Here is a 15,679-nt window from a genome sequence, read left to right on the forward strand (position 1 = left end):
ATCTCCGCCCTCCGATTCCCCCGATCTCCCGCGCGAAGCGCTGCGGACCGCGCGCTTGGTCGGCCGCGCACCTGCCGGCCGTGCGCCGCCCCGCACCCTCCGACCGGCAGAACCCAGAACCCAGAACTCAGAACCCCACGTTCCACCTCGAGGATCCTCCATGAACTCCCGCTCCCTCATGCTCTCCGTCGGCGCCCGCTTCGTGCGGGTACTCACCGCTGCCCGCACCCGCGCCGGGGAATTCCCCGGCCGCAACCAGACCCTGAGCTTCCTCGGACCCGAGCCCACGGGCGAGGCGGCGGCGACCTTCCATGTGCGGGAGAAGCGCAAGCTGTCGGCCCGGCTGCGCGAGTTCTTCGTCTACTCTCCGGCGCTCGGGCGCACCGTGGGCGTGCGCGTGCTCCTGCCCGGCCGGCCGAGCGAGGTCGCCGACGTCATCTACCTGTTCCACGGCGGCGGGGACGACTTCCGGTCGTGGACCGACCTCGGCGCCGCCGAGCAGCTCACGGCGGACAGCCCGTACCTCGTCGTCATGCCCGATGCCGGCGCCGCCTCGTACTCCCGCCACACGATCGGCGGCGGCGAGCGCACGGAGACCACCCTCGACTGGCCGACCTTCCACACCGCGGAGCTGCCCGCCTTCATCGCCGACCGCTACTCGGTGAACTCGGAGCGCTCCGGGGCGCTGCTCGCCGGCCTGTCGATGGGCGGGTACGGGGCGATGAAGTACGCCGCCCAGCACCCCGACCGCTACTGCGCGGCCGCCGCGTTCTCCTCCCCGCTCGACCCGCTCTCCGCGGTGCCGCTGTTCGACATCATCGCGCTGCGCGAAGGCGGGGCCGCGAAGTCGCTGTTCGGCGACCCCAAGCGGGATCTCGCCGAATGGCAGGCGAACTCGCCGATGAGCCTGGCGCCCAACCTCGCCGGCACCGACCTGTGGTTCACCGCCGGCTCCGGCACTCCGCATGCGGACGACGAGGACGAGGATCACGTCGACGTCCTCGAGGCCACGGTCAACCAGCACGGGCTGAAGTTCCACGAGCGCCTCACCGCGCTCGGGATCGACCACACCTGGTCGCCGCGCGCCACCGGCCTCCACAACTGGTTCGCCTGGCAGCGGGAGCTCGCCGAATGGCTCGCCGCGCTCGACGATCCCAGCCGGCGGGGCACCTCGGCGGCGGGCGGCGGGCTGCCGGGGCTGCGCGACGAGCAGCCGGTGGCTGCGGGCGCGCGGGGCGTGCACGACGGCGCGGCCTTCACCTACGTCACCGGGGAGCCGGTGTTCGCCGTGCACGGCTGGGATGTGGCGATCTCGCGGCGGCGCGCCCAGCTCGTCACCTTCGCCGAGGTCACCCCGGCGTCCTTCACGCTCAACGGCGCGGGCACCTTCCGCGTGCGCACGCCGGCGCTCTACCACCCCGGGCAGCGCTACCGGATCGCGATCTCCTCGCCGCTGGCGGAGAACGTCTACGATCTCGCCGCCGACGCGGACGGGCGCCTCGAGCTCACCGGCCGGATGGCCGGCGCGCTCCACGACCCGATCGTCCCCGGCAAGCGCACCCGCCACTTCCGCACCTGGGGCCAGGACGCACTCACCACGGTGAGCATCACCCCGCTGGACTCGCCCGAGGACGCGACGGGCGCCGATGCGGCAGCCGGTACGGGCTCCGGCATGGGCACGGGCTCGCGCTCCGGCGCGGAGGCGTTCCCGGGTCCGGTCAGTGCGGAGAGGTCCGCAGATGGTCCCAGCAGCGCTGCAGCCGATCCGTCCACCAGCGCACCCGGTCCGGAGCCGCGGCGAGCGCGCTGAGCCGCTCCTCCGCGGGCGTCACCCGGCCGACCGGCAGCACCCCGCCCGCGGCGCGCAGCGGCGGGTCCGCGACGTCGGAGCGGAACAGGGCGCTCGTTCCCAGCCCGCACGCGGGGATGCCCTCTCCCGGCCGGGCGCTCGCGGGCAGGCTCGCGGCGAGCGCGACTCCGGCGCTCAGCCCCACCGAGGTGTCGAGCGCCGACGACACCACCGCCGGCAGCCCCGAAGCCCCGATGACGTTGAGCGCGGCGCGCACGCCGCCGAGCGGCTGGACCTTGACGATGATGACGTCGGCGGCGCCGAGCGCTGCGACCCGCAGCGGATCCGAGGCCTTGCGGATCGATTCGTCCGCAGCGATCCGGATCCCCAGGCCCGCGCGGTCCACGTCCGCGCGGACCCGGGCCAGGTCCTCGACGTCCATCACCGGCTGCTCGATGTAGTCGAGCTCGAACCGGGAGAACGTCCGCAGCGCGGTGCGCGCCTCGGCCACGGTGTAGCGGCCGTTGGCGTCGAGGCGCACCTGCGCTCCGGGAGCCGCGGTGCGCAGCGCCTCGATGCGGGCACAGTCCTCGGCCAGCGAGTCGAGGCCGTGCTCGGCGACCTTGATCTTGAAGGTGCAGACACCGGAGTAGCGGGCGGCGACCTCGGCGACGGATCCCGGTGGGCAGGCGGGGATCGTGCCGTTGACGGGCACCGCGTCGACCTGCGGGGGCGGCGGCTCGGTGCAGGCGTGCTCGAGGGCGGCGGCGAGCCAGCGGGACGCCTCGGGCACCGCGTACTCCACGAACGGGGAGAACTCCGCCCAGCCGGCCGGGCCCTCGACGAGCATCGCCTCACGGGTGGTGATGCCGCGGAAGCGGGTGACCATCGGCAGGGACAGGACGGCGATCCGGGAGAACACCTCGCGCGGGTCCGCGGGCAGCGCGGCGAAGGCGATGTTCGCCCCCGGAGTGTGGGACTTTCGGCTTCGAGTGGTGGCAACAGCACCACCACCGATCGCCGAATCCCCCACACTTCGACCGGGGTGTCCAGCGCTGCCGTCGCGTGTGGTCATGCCCCCATGCTAGGGCGCACCGGTGGGACACTGTCTCACGGCCCGGCGAGCCGCCGATATGCTGGGGCCCATGACCGAGACCAGCACCGTGTCCGAGATCTTCGACCCGAGCGCCTGGCGGGAGGTGCCCGGATTCGACTTCACGGACATCACCTACCACCGTGCCCTCGACCCCGACGGCAGCGATCTGGGATGCGTCCGGATCGCCTTCGACCGGCCCGAGGTGCGCAACGCCTTCCGACCGCACACCGTCGACGAGCTCTACCGCGCGCTCGACCACGCGCGCCAGACCCCGGACGTCGGCTGCGTGCTCCTCACCGGCAACGGGCCCAGCCCCAAGGACGGCGGCTGGGCGTTCTGCTCCGGCGGGGACCAGCGGATCCGCGGCCGCTCCGGGTACCAGTACGCGAGCGGTGACACCGCGGAGACCGTCGACCCGGCGCGCGCCGGCCGCCTCCACATCCTCGAGGTGCAGCGGCTCATCCGGATGATGCCCAAGGTCGTCATCGCGGTGGTGCCCGGCTGGGCGGCCGGCGGCGGACACAGCCTCCACGTCGTGTGCGACATGACGATCGCCTCCCGCGAGCACGCGCGCTTCAAGCAGACCGATGCGGACGTCGGATCCTACGACGCCGGCTACGGCTCCGCCTATCTCGCGAAGATGGTGGGGCAGAAGAAGGCGCGAGAGATCTTCTTCCTCGGCCGCACCTACTCCGCTCAGGACATGGCGGACATGGGGGCGGTCAACGAGGTCGTCGACCACGCCGAGCTCGAGACCGCGGCCCTGACCATGGCGCGCGAGATCCTCGGCAAGTCGCCCAATGCGCAGCGCATGCTCAAGTTCGCGTTCAACCTCGTCGACGACGGGCTCGTCGGCCAGCAGGTGTTCGCCGGCGAGGCGACCCGCCTGGGCTACATGACCGACGAGGCGGTCGAGGGCCGCGACGCCTTCCTCGAGAAGCGCGACCCCGACTGGTCGCCCTACCCCTGGTACTACTGAGCCCGGTGGGCGGGTTGAGCGGAGCCGGGGCCCCGGACGCAGCCGAGGCTCGGAGCACGGGAACATCGAGCGCGGGGCCGGCAGCGGACGCGGGGCCGGCCAGCACGGGGCCGGCCAGCACGGGGCCGGCGGCGGACGCATCTGGTGAGCGGAACGCACCCTCGCCGCAGGCCACCCTGGCCGTGCTCCGGCGTGCCCTCGCCGGCGAGGTCGCCGTCGTCCTCCCCCGTGACCGCGGCGGAGAGCTCCGCGTCGTCGACCCGGCGAGCTACGATCCCGCCGGCACCGGGCGCGAGCACCCCGCGCTCGTGCTCTTCACCTCCGGCTCCACAGGCACTCCCAAGGCCGTGGCGCTCTCCGCGGCGGCCCTCACCGCCTCGGCCCGGGCGACCGAGCGGTTCCTCGCCGGGCCCGGTCGCTGGTACCTCACGCTGCCGGACAACCACATCGCCGGGGTGCAGGTGCTCCTGCGCTCGATCCTCGCCGGCACCGAGCCGGTGGTGGCGCAGAGGCGGTTCACCGCCGAGGCGTTCGCCGCCGATGTCGGCCGGATGACGGTGCGGGCCGAAGAGGCTGCGGGAAGCGAGGAATCCGGCGGGCGCAGGAGCCCCGCGGCGCGCACCCCGCTCTACACCTCGCTCGTCCCCACCCAGCTCGCGCGGATCATGGCCGACCCGCGCGCGCAGGACGCCGCCCGCGCCTTCGACGCGATCCTGCTCGGCGGCTCGGCGATCTCGCCGGCGCTGCTCACCGCCGCGCAGGCCGCCGGGCTGCGGATCGTGCGGACCTACGGGATGAGCGAGACCTGCGGTGGCTGCGTGTACGACGGGCACCCCTTCGACGAGGTCGCCGTGACGATCGAGGACGGGCGGGTCGCGCTCGCCGGCCCCGTCGTCGCCGACGGATACCTGCGGGTCGAGGACTCCGACCACGGGCTGCGGCTCATCGCTCTGCCGGATTCGGGCACCGGGTTCGGGCACACCGCGACCGGCGCCCGGTCCTTCCTCACGAGCGACCTCGGCCGACTCGACGCGGGCGTCCTCGAGATCCTCGGCCGCGCCGACGACGTCATCATCACCGGCGGGGAGAACGTCTCCCCGCACGCGGTGGAGAACACCCTGCTCGCCCTGCTCGAGCCGCACGGCATCGCGGAGGTGCTCGTCACCTCCGTCCCGGACCCGGAGTGGGGCGAAGCACTCGTCGCGCTGCTGAGCCCGGCCGCCGGTGCCAGGAGCGGTGACCGCAGAACGGGAGGTGCTGGGACCGGGGTGGACGCCGGGACGGCTCCCGAGGCCACGCCGGGGCCCGGCACGGGAGCCGTGTCCGGGGTGGGCGCCTCGGCGGCGGAACAGCTCACCGAGCAGGTGCGCGACCTCGCGGCGGGCACCCTCCCCCGTCATGCACTGCCGCGCCACGTGTACGCGGTCGACAGTCTGCCGGTGCGTTCGATCGGCAAGCCGGATCGTGCCGCGGCCCGTCGCCTCGCCGGCGAGCTCCTCGGCCCCACCTGAGCGATCCACGGTCGACCGGCACCAGCGGTCACCTCCCGACCGTCGACCTGCCGCTCCTGCACGCGCGCCCGGCGTGTCGTCGATCGGAACCGGCAGGTCGACGGCGATCGGCCGGGGAGCACATGCGCGGGTCAATGGTTATCAACCTGAAACCCACCCGCCCGAGGTCCCTCACCTGCACGTCGGTACCATGAGGACGTCGGTTTTCGTCAGCTGTGAGGAAAGAGGTGCGATGGCCACCATCGCCCAGTGGGCGGAAGGCGCGCGGCTGCGCACCCTGCCGCTCGCGATCGCACCGGTGCTCATCGGCACCGGCGCCGCATTCGGGGCGATCGGCGGGTTCTCCTCGCTCATCATCGGCTCCGTGGATCCGGCCGACCGGCCCGAGCTCGGGATCGGCACCCTGCTGTTCCGGGCGCTGCTCGCCGTCATCGTCTCCCTCGGCCTGCAGATCGGCTCGAACTTCGCCAACGACTACTCCGACGGGATCCGCGGCACCGACGACGTCCGGGTGGGCCCGCAGCGGCTCACCGCCTCGGGCGCGGCCCCGCCCGGAGCCGTCAAGCGGGCGGCGTTCATCTCCTTCGGAGTCGCCGCGCTCGCCGGCATCGTGCTCGTCCTCGTGTCGCAGTCCTGGTGGTTCGTCCCGGTGGGGATCCTCGCGGTGCTCGCCGCGTGGTTCTACACCGGCGGCAGCCACCCCTATGGCTACTACGCGCTCGGAGAGGTGTTCGTCTTCATCTTCTTCGGGCTCGTCGCCACGCTCGGCACCACCTACGTCATGATCCAGCAGCTGCCCCCGGCAGCATGGGCGGGAGCGGTGGCGATCGGCCTGTTCTCGTGCGCCGTGCTCATGGTGAACAACCTCCGCGACATCCCCACCGACTCCGAGGCCAGCAAGACGACGCTCGCGGTGCTGCTCGGCGATGAGCGGGCGCGGGCGGCCTACACCCTGCTCGTCGCTGTCCCGTACCTGCTGCTCCTCGTGCCGATCCTGTCCGGCCACCCGGCGGCGGTCCTCGCCGCGCTCTCGCTCGTGCTCGCGATCGGCCCGCTGCAGACGGTGCTCAGCGGATCCCAGGGCACCGCGCTCATCCCGCCGATCAAGAACACCGGGCTCACGGCCCTGACGTACTCAGCGCTCCTCGCGCTCGGTCTCGCTCTCTGACGGGTCGGTTGCCGGGCGATCGGTGCCGGGCTGGCCGGAGACAGGCAGATCGGTGACCGGGCGGCCGGCAGCAGCAGGGTTCGTCTCCGGACGGTCGGCCGCGGGATGATCTGCGACGTGACCCTCGGCAGCGGGGCGGGCCGATCCACCCTCCTCGACCTGCGCATCCTGCACGGCGCGCGCCTCGGCGGCCTCGCTCGGTGTGCCCTCGTGACCGGAGATGTCCTCGAGCGCGGCGTCCTCGACGGATTCGTCGGAATCCGGGGCGGCGGCGCCGCGGCGGGCGGCCCGGCGCTGCTTCCGCTCGCCGTCCCAGCTCTCCATCGTCGACGTGGCCTTCCGCCGTGCACCGCCGAGCAGCAGGATGCTCAGCAGGGTGGCGATGATGATCGCCGCGAGCGTGCTCAGCAGCGAGATCCCGGCGATCCACCACACGATGCCCACGGTGGCGGCGAGGAGGACGAGGCGGAGGAGGGAGTACACGACGATGTTCTGCATGATGCCTCCGAGTTTAGTGGCTTCCCAGGTCGGTCGATTACGCTGGATGGCATGCCCAGAATCCTCGTCGGAGCGATCGTCCTGTTGACCGCCATCACCCTCTACGGGGTGTTCGACTGTCTGCTGCGCGACCGCGAGCACATCCGGATCATGCCCAAGTGGGCCTGGGCGCTCGTCATCCTGCTCGTGCCGGTGTTCGGCGTCGTCCTCTGGTACGTGTTCGGACGGTCCTCGTTCAAGCCGCGCGCGGAGTCCGGCCCGGTCGCCCCCGACGACGATCCCGAGTTCCTGCGCCGGATCGCCGACGACGTCGAGGCGGAGAAGCGCCGCCGCCGGCACCGCGCCGAGGCCGAGGAGCGCGCCCGTGCGGAGAAGCACGGCACCTCGGCCGCGGGCCGGAGCGAGAAGCGGACCGAGGAGCAGAGTACGGACGCCGACCCGGACAACGGCCCGAGCAGCGGTGCCACCGGTCCCGCGCCCGGCGACGGTCAGGATCCCAAGCCCGGCAGCTGAGCTCCGGAGCAGCAAGCAGCACTTCACCCGACTGCGCGGTATCCCGAATCATGCGCGCAATTGCGCGCCTGGTTTCGGATACCGCGCAGTTCGTTGCGGGAACAGTCACCGTGCCTGCGGCGCCCTATCGACCCGCGACTTCGCCCCGATCCCGACCACGCACTGGCAGGGCTTCGTCCAACCGCGGAGTATCCGGATTCACGCGCGCAATTGCGCGCCTGGTTTCGGATACCGCGCAGTTCGTTGCGGTGGGGCCGGACTCCGCTAGAGGGTTCGGACTCCGCTGCGGTGGGGCCGAACTCCGCCGGAGGGTCCGCCCTCCTCACCCGCCGTGAGATCGCAGAATCTTGCGGTTTCGCTCTCAGGAACCTTCGTGAATTGAGTGCTCAAGCTTCGTGAACTGAGTGCTGGGTCAGATGCCGGAGTAGGAGTGGAGGCCGTCGAAGTAGACGTTGACGATCGCGAAGTTGAACACGAGCGAGGCCATGCCGATGAGGTTGAGGACGGCGACCTTCGTCGGACCCCAACCGCGGGTCGCCCGGGCGTGGAGGTAGGCGGCGTAGATGACCCAGACGACGAAGGTCCAGATCTCCTTGGAGTCCCAGCCCCACGGCCGGCCCCAGGCGAGCTCGGCCCAGATCGCACCGGCGATGAGGGTGAAGGTCCAGGTGATGAAGCCGACCGCGGCGATCCGGTAGGACACCTGCTCGATGTCGCCGCTGCTCGGCACCCGGTCCATGAACGCCAGACGGCGCGACGAGCCGCGCGACTCCGACCAGGCCTTGCAGATCTGGAACAGCGCCAGTGCCGCAGAGACCGACAGCAGCGCGGTGGAGAGGATCGCGATCGGCACGTGGATGTAGATCCAGTAGTTCTGCAGCGCCGGCACGAGCTGGGCGGCCGGGGTGTAGAACACGGTGATGCACACACCCAGGGTGACGAGGATCGCGCCGGTGACGAAGGTGCCCAGGTAGCGCATGTCGCGGAACCGCAGCGCCACGAGGTAGACGATGCCGGCGATGGCCGCGGCGGTCATCGCGTACTCCATCATGTTGCCCCACGGCACCCGCATGACCGACAGCGCGCGCGTGAGCACCGCACCCACGTGGAGCACGAGTGCGAGCACGGTGAGCGAGGTCGCGATGCGCGCGAGCTTCCGCGAGCGCGGGCCGAGGTCGAGCGCCTCCGCCGCATCGCCGCCGCTCGCGCGCCCCTTCACGCCGCCGCGGCCACCGGAACCGGCGCCGCCCGCCGGGCCGCCGGAGGCCGGGGCCTCCGCGGTCGTCGTGTCGGCCTCGTCGAGGACGGCGACGGATGCCCCGCGCGAGGTGCGCCGCACCCCGCTGCGTGCGCTCGTCCGGGCATCCGCCCGCGCACCCGATCGATCTGCCGCCCCGGCCCCGCGCGCGCTCGCCGTCGCCTTCCGGTCGCCGGAGGCCGCCTCGGTGGAGCGGAGCCGCTGCCCGCCGAACAGGTCGAAGGCGTAGACGATGAACGCGATCGCGTACACCGCCATCGCCGAATAGGTCAGCAGGTTCGACCAGCTGGCGAGTTCGTAATCGACATCCATGGGTGCGTATCCCCTACGAGGTTGGCGGCGCTCCGCTGACGGAGCGCCCGGCGGTTCCGGCGGTCAGTCGTTCAATTCTACTGCGAGGTCCTCCACGGTCTGCTCCACCCTGGGGTCCTCGCCGCGGGCGAGCGCGGCGACCTCGACCTCGGCCCCGTTCACCCGCACCCACACGCGGCGGCGGGGGATGAAGAGCGAGAGCCCGAGGCCGGCGAGCAGCAGGGTGGAGAAGAGGAGCAGGAGCCCCTGCGTGGGGTCGTGGCGGATGTCGAGGGCGATGAAGGTCTGCACGCCCTCGAAGGTCACGCTCCCGTGGCCGCCGGGGAGATCGGTGGTCTCCCCCGGGGCGAGCTGGAGGGTGACCGGGACGCCCGCGGGGTCGATCACCTCGGCCATGTTCTCCGCCTCGAGCTCGTACACCGACTGCGGCACCCCGTCGTCGAGCCCGAGGTCGCCGGCGTAGGCGCTCATCACCAGGTACGGGTTCCGCAGCTCCGCGAACTCGGACACGAGCTCCCCGTCGTCGTTGAGCGCGGCGGTGGGGAGCAGGATGCCGACGAAGCCCAGCTGCTCCGGGGAAGCATCGGGCACTTTGAGCACCCCGCGCGAGGTGTACACGCCGTCCTGCGGGAGGAACACGACGGGCCCGGAGAAGGTCACGTCGCCGTCGGCGTCGCGGGTGGTCAGGACGGGGGCATAGCCGTTGCCGGTGAGGTAGATGCGGCTGCCGTCGATCCGGATCGGCTCGTTGACCCGCACCCGGTGCTGGGTCTCCGCGCCGTCGTGGAACGCGGTGATGTCCGCCTCGAAGCTGCGCGGCTGGCCGAACTGGTTGCCGATCGCCTCGTCGTCGAAGGTCGAGGTGAAGGAGTTGAGCCGCAGCCGGTAGTCGTCGAGCCGGTCGGCGTCGAAGTACGTGCCGCGCTCGAACGAGTCGTAGGACACGAGCGAGTTCGTGAAGGTGTCGCCCTCGACGAGCACCCGCTGGCCGGAGTAGCCGAGCAGCGCGCCGACCGCCATGGTGATGACGGTGCCGAGCACCGCGGCGTGGAAGACGAGGTTGCCGGTCTCCTTGAGATAGCCGCGCTCGGCGGCGATGTGGTCGGCGTTGCGGGCGGTCCGGTAGCCGTGCTTGCGCAGCCGCTCCTCGGCGAGGTCGAGGAGGTCCGCGGGGTCGTCGTCGCCGAGTGGGAAGGTCGCGTAGCCCGGCATCCGGGTCAGCCGGCGCGGGGCCTTGGGCGGCCGGGCGCGCATCGCCCTCCAGTGCTGCGCGGTGCGCGGCAGGATGCAGCCCACGAGCGAGATCATGAGCAGGATGTAGACGGCGGAGAACCAGAACGAGGAATAGACGTCGAAGACCTGGAGGCTGTCGAGGATCTCCCCCCAGCGGCCGTTCTCCTCGATGAAGCGCGTCACTCGGCCCGGATCCTGGATGCGCTGCGGGAACAGGGATCCGGGAATCGCGGCGAGCGCGAGGATGAGGAGGAGGATGAGCGCCACCCGCATGGTGGTGAGCTGGCGCCAGGCCCAGCGCAGCATCCCGATCGTGCCGATGTCCGCCGGCGCGGCCTTGGCGCCGGACTTCTTCGCAGCGGACCCGGATCCCTGCCGGTCGGCCGTCTCGTTCGTGCGCGTCACGGGCGCGTTCGTCTCCTCTCGCTTCATGGCGGTCTCAGATCACCATCTCGAACCCGGAGATGAGTCCCTGCAGGCTGTAGATCCAGCGCGTCCACAGGCCGGTGACGAGGAGGATGCCGAGCAGGATGAGCATGGCGCCGCCGACCTGCACGATGGTCCGCTGGTGCCGACGCAGCCAGGCGACCCGGCCCATCCCCTTGTGGAGGGCGACGGCGAGCAGGATGAAGGGGATGCCGAGACCCAGGCAGTAGACGAAGGTCAGGAGCGCGCCGCGCCACAGGCCGCCCTCGGCCCCGAAACCGGTCGACAGCGCGAGCACGGCGGCGAGCGTGGGGCCGATGCACGGCGCCCAGCCGAGCGCGAAGGTCGCCCCGAGCACGGGGGCGCCCCACAGGCCGGCGCGCGGCCGGGCGTGGATGCGGGCCTCGCGCTGGAAGATCCGCAGGCCGCCGAGGAACACGATGCCGGCGATGATGACGACGACACCCATGATCCGGGTGACGAGGTCGATCCACGGCGCGAGGATCATCCCGAGGCCGGAGAACAGGGTGCCGAGCGCGACGAACACGACGGCGAAGCCGAGGACGAACAGGCTGATCCCGAGCACCACCCGGCCGGTCCGCCGGTCGCTCAGCGCATCGCCGGACAGCCCGGTGACGTAGCCGACGTAGCCGGGCACGAGCGGGAGCACGCACGGCGAGGCGAAGGACACGGCCCCGGCGAGCGCGGCGACCGCGATCGCGGCGAGCAGCGGGCCGTCGAGCGCGGTCTGGGCGAAGGTCGATCCGATTCCGGCGAGGACGTCAGGCACGGATCATTCCGCCAGCACGTCTTCGATGAGACCGCGCAGCGTCGACTCCTCGACGGCGCCGACGACGCGGGCGGCGGCGCGGCCCTGCGCGTCGAGGATCACCGTCGAGGGGGTGGCCTGCGGCGGCAGGATCGTCGACAGCGCGGCGACCATGGTGCCGTCGGTGTCGAGCATGTTCGGGTACGGCACGGAGAAGGAGTCGACGAACGCCTGCGCGGCGGCGGCCTGGTCGCGGACGTTGACGCCGAGGAACATCGTCTCCTCGGAGAAGGCCTGCGCGGCGTTCGCGAGGTCCGGGGCCTCCTTGCGGCACGGCGGGCAGGCGGCGTACCAGAGGTTGATGACGACGGCCTTCGGCCGCCACTCCGCGAGCGAGGCGGTGGTCCCGTCGAGCAGCTCGAACTCGAGCTCGAGGGGCTCGCCGCGCTCCTCGGCCGGCACCTGGGTGATGACGCCGGTGCCGGACACGTAGCCCTGGTCGGAGCCGGCCTGCTCGGCGAGCGCATCGGACTCCGCGGAGCAGCCGACGGCGAGCACGCCGACGGCGGCGGTGGCGGCGAGGGACAGCAGCTGGCGTCGGCTCGTCATGCCCCGGGCACCGCCCGGTTCGGCTGGAGGTCTACGCACACGTCCTGGTATTCCACGGCCACCAGTGTGCCAGACTCGAATGTGAATGAGGTGACAGAGGCGAGCGCGCACTCCCGGTCCCGGGGGTCGTGCCACAGCGGCCGGCCCTCGGCTGCGCGGCGGGTGACCCAGATCGGCAGCTGGTGGGACACGATGACGCCCTCGGGCTCCCCGCCGTCGGCCCGGGCGCGGGCCTCGAGGCGCACCCGCAGGCTCGCCATCGCAGCGCGCATGCGCTTGACCTGGTCGGTGTAGGCCTCGCCCCAGGACGGGCGGAACGGGTTGTAGACCTTCGCGAGGTTCTCCGGGCGGGACAGGCTGCTGCGGTCGACGAGCATGCCCTCGAACGCGTTGCCCGCCTCGATCACCCGCTCATCGATGCGCGGCTCGAGCGCGAGCGCGGACGCGATCGGGGCGATGGTCTCCTGGGCGCGCTGGAGCGGGGAGCTCACGAGGAGCCGCACGTCCCGGCCGGCCTCCGCGTAGAACCCGCCGAGGCGCTCGGCCATCGCGCGGCCCCGCTCGGACAGGCCGTAGCCGGGGATCCGCCCGTAGAGGATGCCCTCGGGGTTGTGGACCTCGCCGTGCCGGGTGAGGTGGATCGTCACGCGGCTCATGCCGACCCCGTCCCACCGGTCTGGGCGCCGGCCGCGGCGCGGGCGGCCGCCGGGAGGGCGGACACGATCCGGTCGAGGACGTCCCCGGTGTGGGCGAGGGAGAGGAACCACACCTCGAAGGCGCTCGGCGGCAGGTGGATGCCCTGCTCGAGCATCGAGGTGAAGAACGCGGCGTAGGCCGCGCTGTCCTGGCTGCGGGAGTCGGCGTAGTCGACGACCTCGCGGTCGGTGAAGAACACCGAGAACATCGAGTTCGCGCTCTGGATGACGTGGGGCACCCCGGCGGCGGTCAGCGCGGCGGAGATCTCCGGGCGCAGGGCGTCCGCGGCGGCCTCGAGCGTCGGGTACACGTCGAGCTCCTCGGTCAGGCGCAGCGTGGCGAGCCCGGCGGCGGTGGCGACGGGGTTCCCCGACAGCGTGCCGGCCTGGTAGACGGGTCCGGCCGGGGCGAGGTGGGACATGACCTCGCGGCGGCCGCCGAAGGCCGCGGCCGGGAAGCCGCCGCCCATGACCTTGCCGAAGGTGAAGAGGTCCGGGGGTCCGTCGGGGTAGCCGGCGCGCTCGTGCTCCCAGCCGTACCAGCCGGTGGCCGACACCCGGAAGCCGGTCATGACCTCGTCGGAGATCAGCAGTGCCCCGTGCTGGTGGGTGAGTTCTTGCATGAGCTGGGTGAAGCCGTCGCGCGGCGGCACGATGCCCATGTTGCCCGGGCAGGCCTCGGTGATGACGCAGGCGATCCGGTCGCCGTGCTCGGCGAAGGCCGCGCGCAGCGCGTCCTGATCGTTGTAGGGCAGGACGATGGTGTCCGCCGCGCTCGCCCCGGTCACGCCCGGGGTGTCGGGCAGGGAGAAGGTCGCGAGCCCGGAGCCGGCCTCGGCGAGCAGCGCGTCGACGTGCCCGTGGTAGCAGCCGGCGAACTTCACGACGACGGGCCGGCCGGTGTAGCCGCGGGCCAGCCGGATCGCCGACATCGTCGCCTCGGTGCCCGAGGACACGAGGCGCACCTCGTCGACCGGGTCGATCCGGGCGGTGATCGCCTCGGCCAGCAGCACCTCGTTCTCGCTCGGGGTGCCGAAGGAGAACCCCCTGGCCGCGGCCTGCTGGACGGCGTCGAGCACCTGCGGGTGGGCGTGGCCGAGGATCATCGGACCCCAGGAGCCGATGAGATCGACGTACTCGTTGCCGTCGACGTCGGTGAGCAGCGCGCCCTCGGCGCGGTCGATGAAGCGCGGGGTGCCGCCCACGGCGCCGAACGCCCGCACCGGGGAGTTCACGCCTCCGGGGATGACGGCGGAGGCCCGCTCGAACAGGCTCCGGGACCGGTCGGTGGGCTGCGGGGTCATGTCGCTCCTCGGGATCGGGGTTCGGGTCTCAGCGCTGGGTGCGCATGTGGGCGTTGACGGTGCGGAAGGTGTCCCTCATCGTCTCGATCTCGTGCTCGTCCAGCAAGTCGATGAGATGCTCCCGGACACCGGCGGCGTGGATCGGGGCGGCCTCGACGAGCAGGGCGTGACCGTCCTCGGTCATCGTGCAGTTGACGCCGCGGCCGTCCTCCGGGATCGAGCAGCGGGACACGAGCCCGCGCTTCTCCATCCGGGTCACGATGTGGGTGAGCCGGGAGCGGGACATCCCGACCTCGTCGGCGAGCACCGCCATGCGCATCGTGTGCTCGGGCTGCTCGGAGAGGCGGACGAGGAGCTCGTACTCGTGCATGCCGATCGGGAAGTTCGCACGCAGGTCCTGGTCGAGCCGGCGCATGAGGAGCTCGAAGGCCTCGACGAGGTTCCGCCAGGCGTGCTGCTCGGTGGTGTCGAGCCAGCGGGGCTCGCCGCTCGCATCCTGCCGGGTGCGCTTCTCCGAGCTCACCGGGCGGCTCCGAGCTCCACGGCGACCTCGGCGGCCCAGTAGGTGAGGATCGCGTCCGCCCCGGCCCGTTTGAACGACAGCAGGCTCTCGAGGATCGCGGGCATCCGGTCGATCGCCCCGGCGCGGGCGGCGAACTCGATCATCGCGTACTCCCCCGAGATCTGATAGCTCCACACCGGCACGGGGCTGGCGGCGGCGACGTCGGCGAGCACGTCGAGGTAGGGCAGACCGGGCTTGACCATGACGATGTCGGCGCCCTCGGCGAGGTCGAGGTCGAGCTCGCGCAGCGCTTCGCGGCCGTTGGCCGGATCCTGCTGGTAGGTGCGGCGGTCGCCCTGGAGCGGGGACTCGACGGCCTCGCGGAACGGGCCGTAGAACGCCGAGGAGTACTTCGCGGCGTAGGCGAGCACGATGACGTCGGTGCGACCGGCGGTGTCGAGGGCGTGGCGCACGGCGGCGACCTGGCCGTCCATCATGCCCGACAGGCCGAGCACCTCGGCCCCGGCCTCCGCCTGGGCGAGCGCCATCCGGGTGTAGGCGTCGAGTGTGGCGTCGTTGTCGACCGCGCCGACGGCGTCGAGCACGCCGCAGTGGCCGTGGGAGGTGAACTCGTCGAGGCACAGATCGGCCATGACGACGGTGCGCTCCCCCACTGCGGCGCGGACCGCGGCGATCGCCCGGTTGAGGATGCCGTCGGGCGCCCACCCCTGCGAGCCGATCTCGTCGCGCTCGGCGGGGATGCCGAACAGCATGAGCCCGCCGACCCCGGCGTCGGCGGCGGCGACCGCGGCCTCGACGAGCGAGTCGAGCGTGTGCTGGTGGACGCCGGGCATGCTCTGCAGCTCGGCGGGTTCGTGCAGGCTCTCCTTGACGAACATCGGCAGGACGAGGTCCGCGGGGTTGAGCCGGTGCTCCCGGACCAGCCGGCGCACGGCCGCCGAACGGCGCAGGCGGCGGGGTCGGGGGGCTCCGGGGGCCAGGGTGTAGTCGTTCATA

Annotated in this window: 15 protein-coding genes; 5 read left to right on the top strand and 10 right to left on the bottom strand. The window is 72.2% G+C overall.

Going from position 1 to position 15,679, the window contains the following annotated elements; all coding sequences use genetic code 11:
• The first annotated feature begins 160 nt into the window (after window positions 1–160).
• Window positions 161–1,810: an alpha/beta hydrolase gene (locus ABD883_RS03895; RefSeq protein ID WP_345029978.1), complete on the top strand. Its 1,650-nt coding sequence runs from the start codon at window positions 161–163 to the stop codon at window positions 1,808–1,810.
• On the opposite strand, the gene ABD883_RS03900 is transcribed toward ABD883_RS03895, so the two are convergent.
• The gene (locus tag ABD883_RS03900; RefSeq protein WP_345029981.1) at window positions 1,719–2,864 is read right to left on the bottom strand and encodes an o-succinylbenzoate synthase; all 1,146 of its coding nucleotides are present in this window, start codon (window positions 2,862–2,864) and stop codon (window positions 1,719–1,721) included. The genes ABD883_RS03895 and ABD883_RS03900 overlap by 92 nt on opposite strands.
• 70 nt (window positions 2,865–2,934) lie before the next feature.
• On the opposite strand from ABD883_RS03900, the gene ABD883_RS03905 reads away from it, so the two are divergent.
• The 3 genes from ABD883_RS03905 to ABD883_RS03915 all read left to right on the top strand — a co-directional run bounded on the left by ABD883_RS03905 (window position 2,935) and on the right by ABD883_RS03915 (window position 6,543).
• Window positions 2,935–3,864 carry a 1,4-dihydroxy-2-naphthoyl-CoA synthase gene (locus ABD883_RS03905; RefSeq protein ID WP_345029984.1) on the top strand — a complete coding sequence of 310 codons (930 nt, stop codon included), beginning with the start codon at window positions 2,935–2,937 and terminating at the stop codon, window positions 3,862–3,864.
• Window positions 3,865–4,046: 182 nt separating this feature from the next.
• A complete protein-coding gene (locus tag ABD883_RS03910) occupies window positions 4,047–5,375 on the top strand; it encodes an AMP-binding protein (RefSeq protein WP_345029987.1) in 1,329 nt (442 codons plus the stop codon).
• A gap of 232 nt (window positions 5,376–5,607) precedes the next feature.
• The gene (locus tag ABD883_RS03915) at window positions 5,608–6,543 is read left to right on the top strand and encodes a 1,4-dihydroxy-2-naphthoate polyprenyltransferase (protein WP_345029989.1); all 936 of its coding nucleotides are present in this window, start codon (window positions 5,608–5,610) and stop codon (window positions 6,541–6,543) included.
• Here the strand turns inward: ABD883_RS03915 and ABD883_RS03920 are convergent.
• A complete protein-coding gene (locus ABD883_RS03920; protein ID WP_345029992.1) occupies window positions 6,511–7,041 on the bottom strand; it encodes a DUF4229 domain-containing protein in 531 nt (176 codons plus the stop codon). The genes ABD883_RS03915 and ABD883_RS03920 overlap by 33 nt on opposite strands.
• Before the next feature lie 51 nt (window positions 7,042–7,092).
• Here ABD883_RS03920 and ABD883_RS03925 point away from each other — a divergent pair, with 51 nt between their 5' ends.
• Window positions 7,093–7,554 carry a PLD nuclease N-terminal domain-containing protein gene (locus ABD883_RS03925; protein ID WP_345029994.1) on the top strand — a complete coding sequence of 154 codons (462 nt, stop codon included), beginning with the start codon at window positions 7,093–7,095 and terminating at the stop codon, window positions 7,552–7,554.
• Between the two features lie 412 nt (window positions 7,555–7,966).
• Here ABD883_RS03925 and ccsB read toward each other — a convergent pair whose 3' ends face one another.
• The 8 genes from ccsB to hemB form a co-directional block, all read right to left on the bottom strand.
• Window positions 7,967–9,124, bottom strand: a complete 1,158-nt coding sequence (gene ccsB, locus ABD883_RS03930) for a c-type cytochrome biogenesis protein CcsB (RefSeq protein ID WP_137318017.1) — start codon at window positions 9,122–9,124, stop codon at window positions 7,967–7,969.
• A 63-nt stretch (window positions 9,125–9,187) separates the two neighbouring features.
• On the bottom strand, window positions 9,188–10,762 hold the full coding sequence (resB, locus tag ABD883_RS03935) for a cytochrome c biogenesis protein ResB (RefSeq protein WP_247618278.1): 1,575 nt from the start codon (window positions 10,760–10,762) through the stop codon (window positions 9,188–9,190).
• Between the two features lie 34 nt (window positions 10,763–10,796).
• Complete coding sequence (locus tag ABD883_RS03940) at window positions 10,797–11,573, bottom strand: cytochrome c biogenesis CcdA family protein (protein WP_137318018.1); 777 nt, start codon at window positions 11,571–11,573, stop codon at window positions 10,797–10,799.
• A 3-nt stretch (window positions 11,574–11,576) separates the two neighbouring features.
• Window positions 11,577–12,161 (bottom strand): TlpA family protein disulfide reductase, encoded by a 585-nt coding sequence (locus ABD883_RS03945; protein ID WP_137318019.1) that lies wholly within the window; start codon window positions 12,159–12,161, stop codon window positions 11,577–11,579.
• Window positions 12,158–12,817 carry a histidine phosphatase family protein gene (locus tag ABD883_RS03950; protein WP_247618277.1) on the bottom strand — a complete coding sequence of 220 codons (660 nt, stop codon included), beginning with the start codon at window positions 12,815–12,817 and terminating at the stop codon, window positions 12,158–12,160. The genes ABD883_RS03945 and ABD883_RS03950 overlap by 4 nt, the downstream gene beginning before the upstream one ends.
• Window positions 12,814–14,160 (bottom strand): glutamate-1-semialdehyde 2,1-aminomutase, encoded by a 1,347-nt coding sequence (gene hemL, locus ABD883_RS03955; protein WP_345030003.1) that lies wholly within the window; start codon window positions 14,158–14,160, stop codon window positions 12,814–12,816. Before hemL ends, ABD883_RS03950 begins: the two co-directional genes overlap by 4 nt.
• 28 nt (window positions 14,161–14,188) lie before the next feature.
• Window positions 14,189–14,683, bottom strand: a complete 495-nt coding sequence (locus ABD883_RS03960; protein ID WP_265809117.1) for a MarR family winged helix-turn-helix transcriptional regulator — start codon at window positions 14,681–14,683, stop codon at window positions 14,189–14,191.
• Window positions 14,680–15,678 carry a porphobilinogen synthase gene (hemB, locus tag ABD883_RS03965; protein WP_345030007.1) on the bottom strand — a complete coding sequence of 333 codons (999 nt, stop codon included), beginning with the start codon at window positions 15,676–15,678 and terminating at the stop codon, window positions 14,680–14,682. The genes ABD883_RS03960 and hemB overlap by 4 nt, the downstream gene beginning before the upstream one ends.
• Window position 15,679: the final 1 nt, after the last annotated feature.

Origin of the sequence: Brevibacterium pityocampae, from assembly GCF_039541555.1 — a bacterium.
GTDB lineage: Bacteria > Actinomycetota > Actinomycetes > Actinomycetales > Brevibacteriaceae > Brevibacterium > Brevibacterium pityocampae.

Coding starts and splice junctions, on each gene's coding strand:
- ABD883_RS03895 (WP_345029978.1), top strand. CDS start 161: ATGAACTCCCGCTCCCTCATGCTCTCCGTCGGCGCCCGCTTCGTGCGG.
- ABD883_RS03900 (WP_345029981.1), bottom strand. CDS start 2,864: ATGACCACACGCGACGGCAGCGCTGGACACCCCGGTCGAAGTGTGGGG.
- ABD883_RS03905 (WP_345029984.1), top strand. CDS start 2,935: ATGACCGAGACCAGCACCGTGTCCGAGATCTTCGACCCGAGCGCCTGG.
- ABD883_RS03915 (WP_345029989.1), top strand. CDS start 5,608: ATGGCCACCATCGCCCAGTGGGCGGAAGGCGCGCGGCTGCGCACCCTG.
- ABD883_RS03920 (WP_345029992.1), bottom strand. CDS start 7,041: ATGCAGAACATCGTCGTGTACTCCCTCCTCCGCCTCGTCCTCCTCGCC.
- ABD883_RS03925 (WP_345029994.1), top strand. CDS start 7,093: ATGCCCAGAATCCTCGTCGGAGCGATCGTCCTGTTGACCGCCATCACC.
- ccsB (WP_137318017.1), bottom strand. CDS start 9,124: ATGGATGTCGATTACGAACTCGCCAGCTGGTCGAACCTGCTGACCTAT.
- ABD883_RS03945 (WP_137318019.1), bottom strand. CDS start 12,161: ATGACGAGCCGACGCCAGCTGCTGTCCCTCGCCGCCACCGCCGCCGTC.
- ABD883_RS03950 (WP_247618277.1), bottom strand. CDS start 12,817: ATGAGCCGCGTGACGATCCACCTCACCCGGCACGGCGAGGTCCACAAC.
- hemL (WP_345030003.1), bottom strand. CDS start 14,160: ATGACCCCGCAGCCCACCGACCGGTCCCGGAGCCTGTTCGAGCGGGCC.
- hemB (WP_345030007.1), bottom strand. CDS start 15,678: ATGAACGACTACACCCTGGCCCCCGGAGCCCCCCGACCCCGCCGCCTG.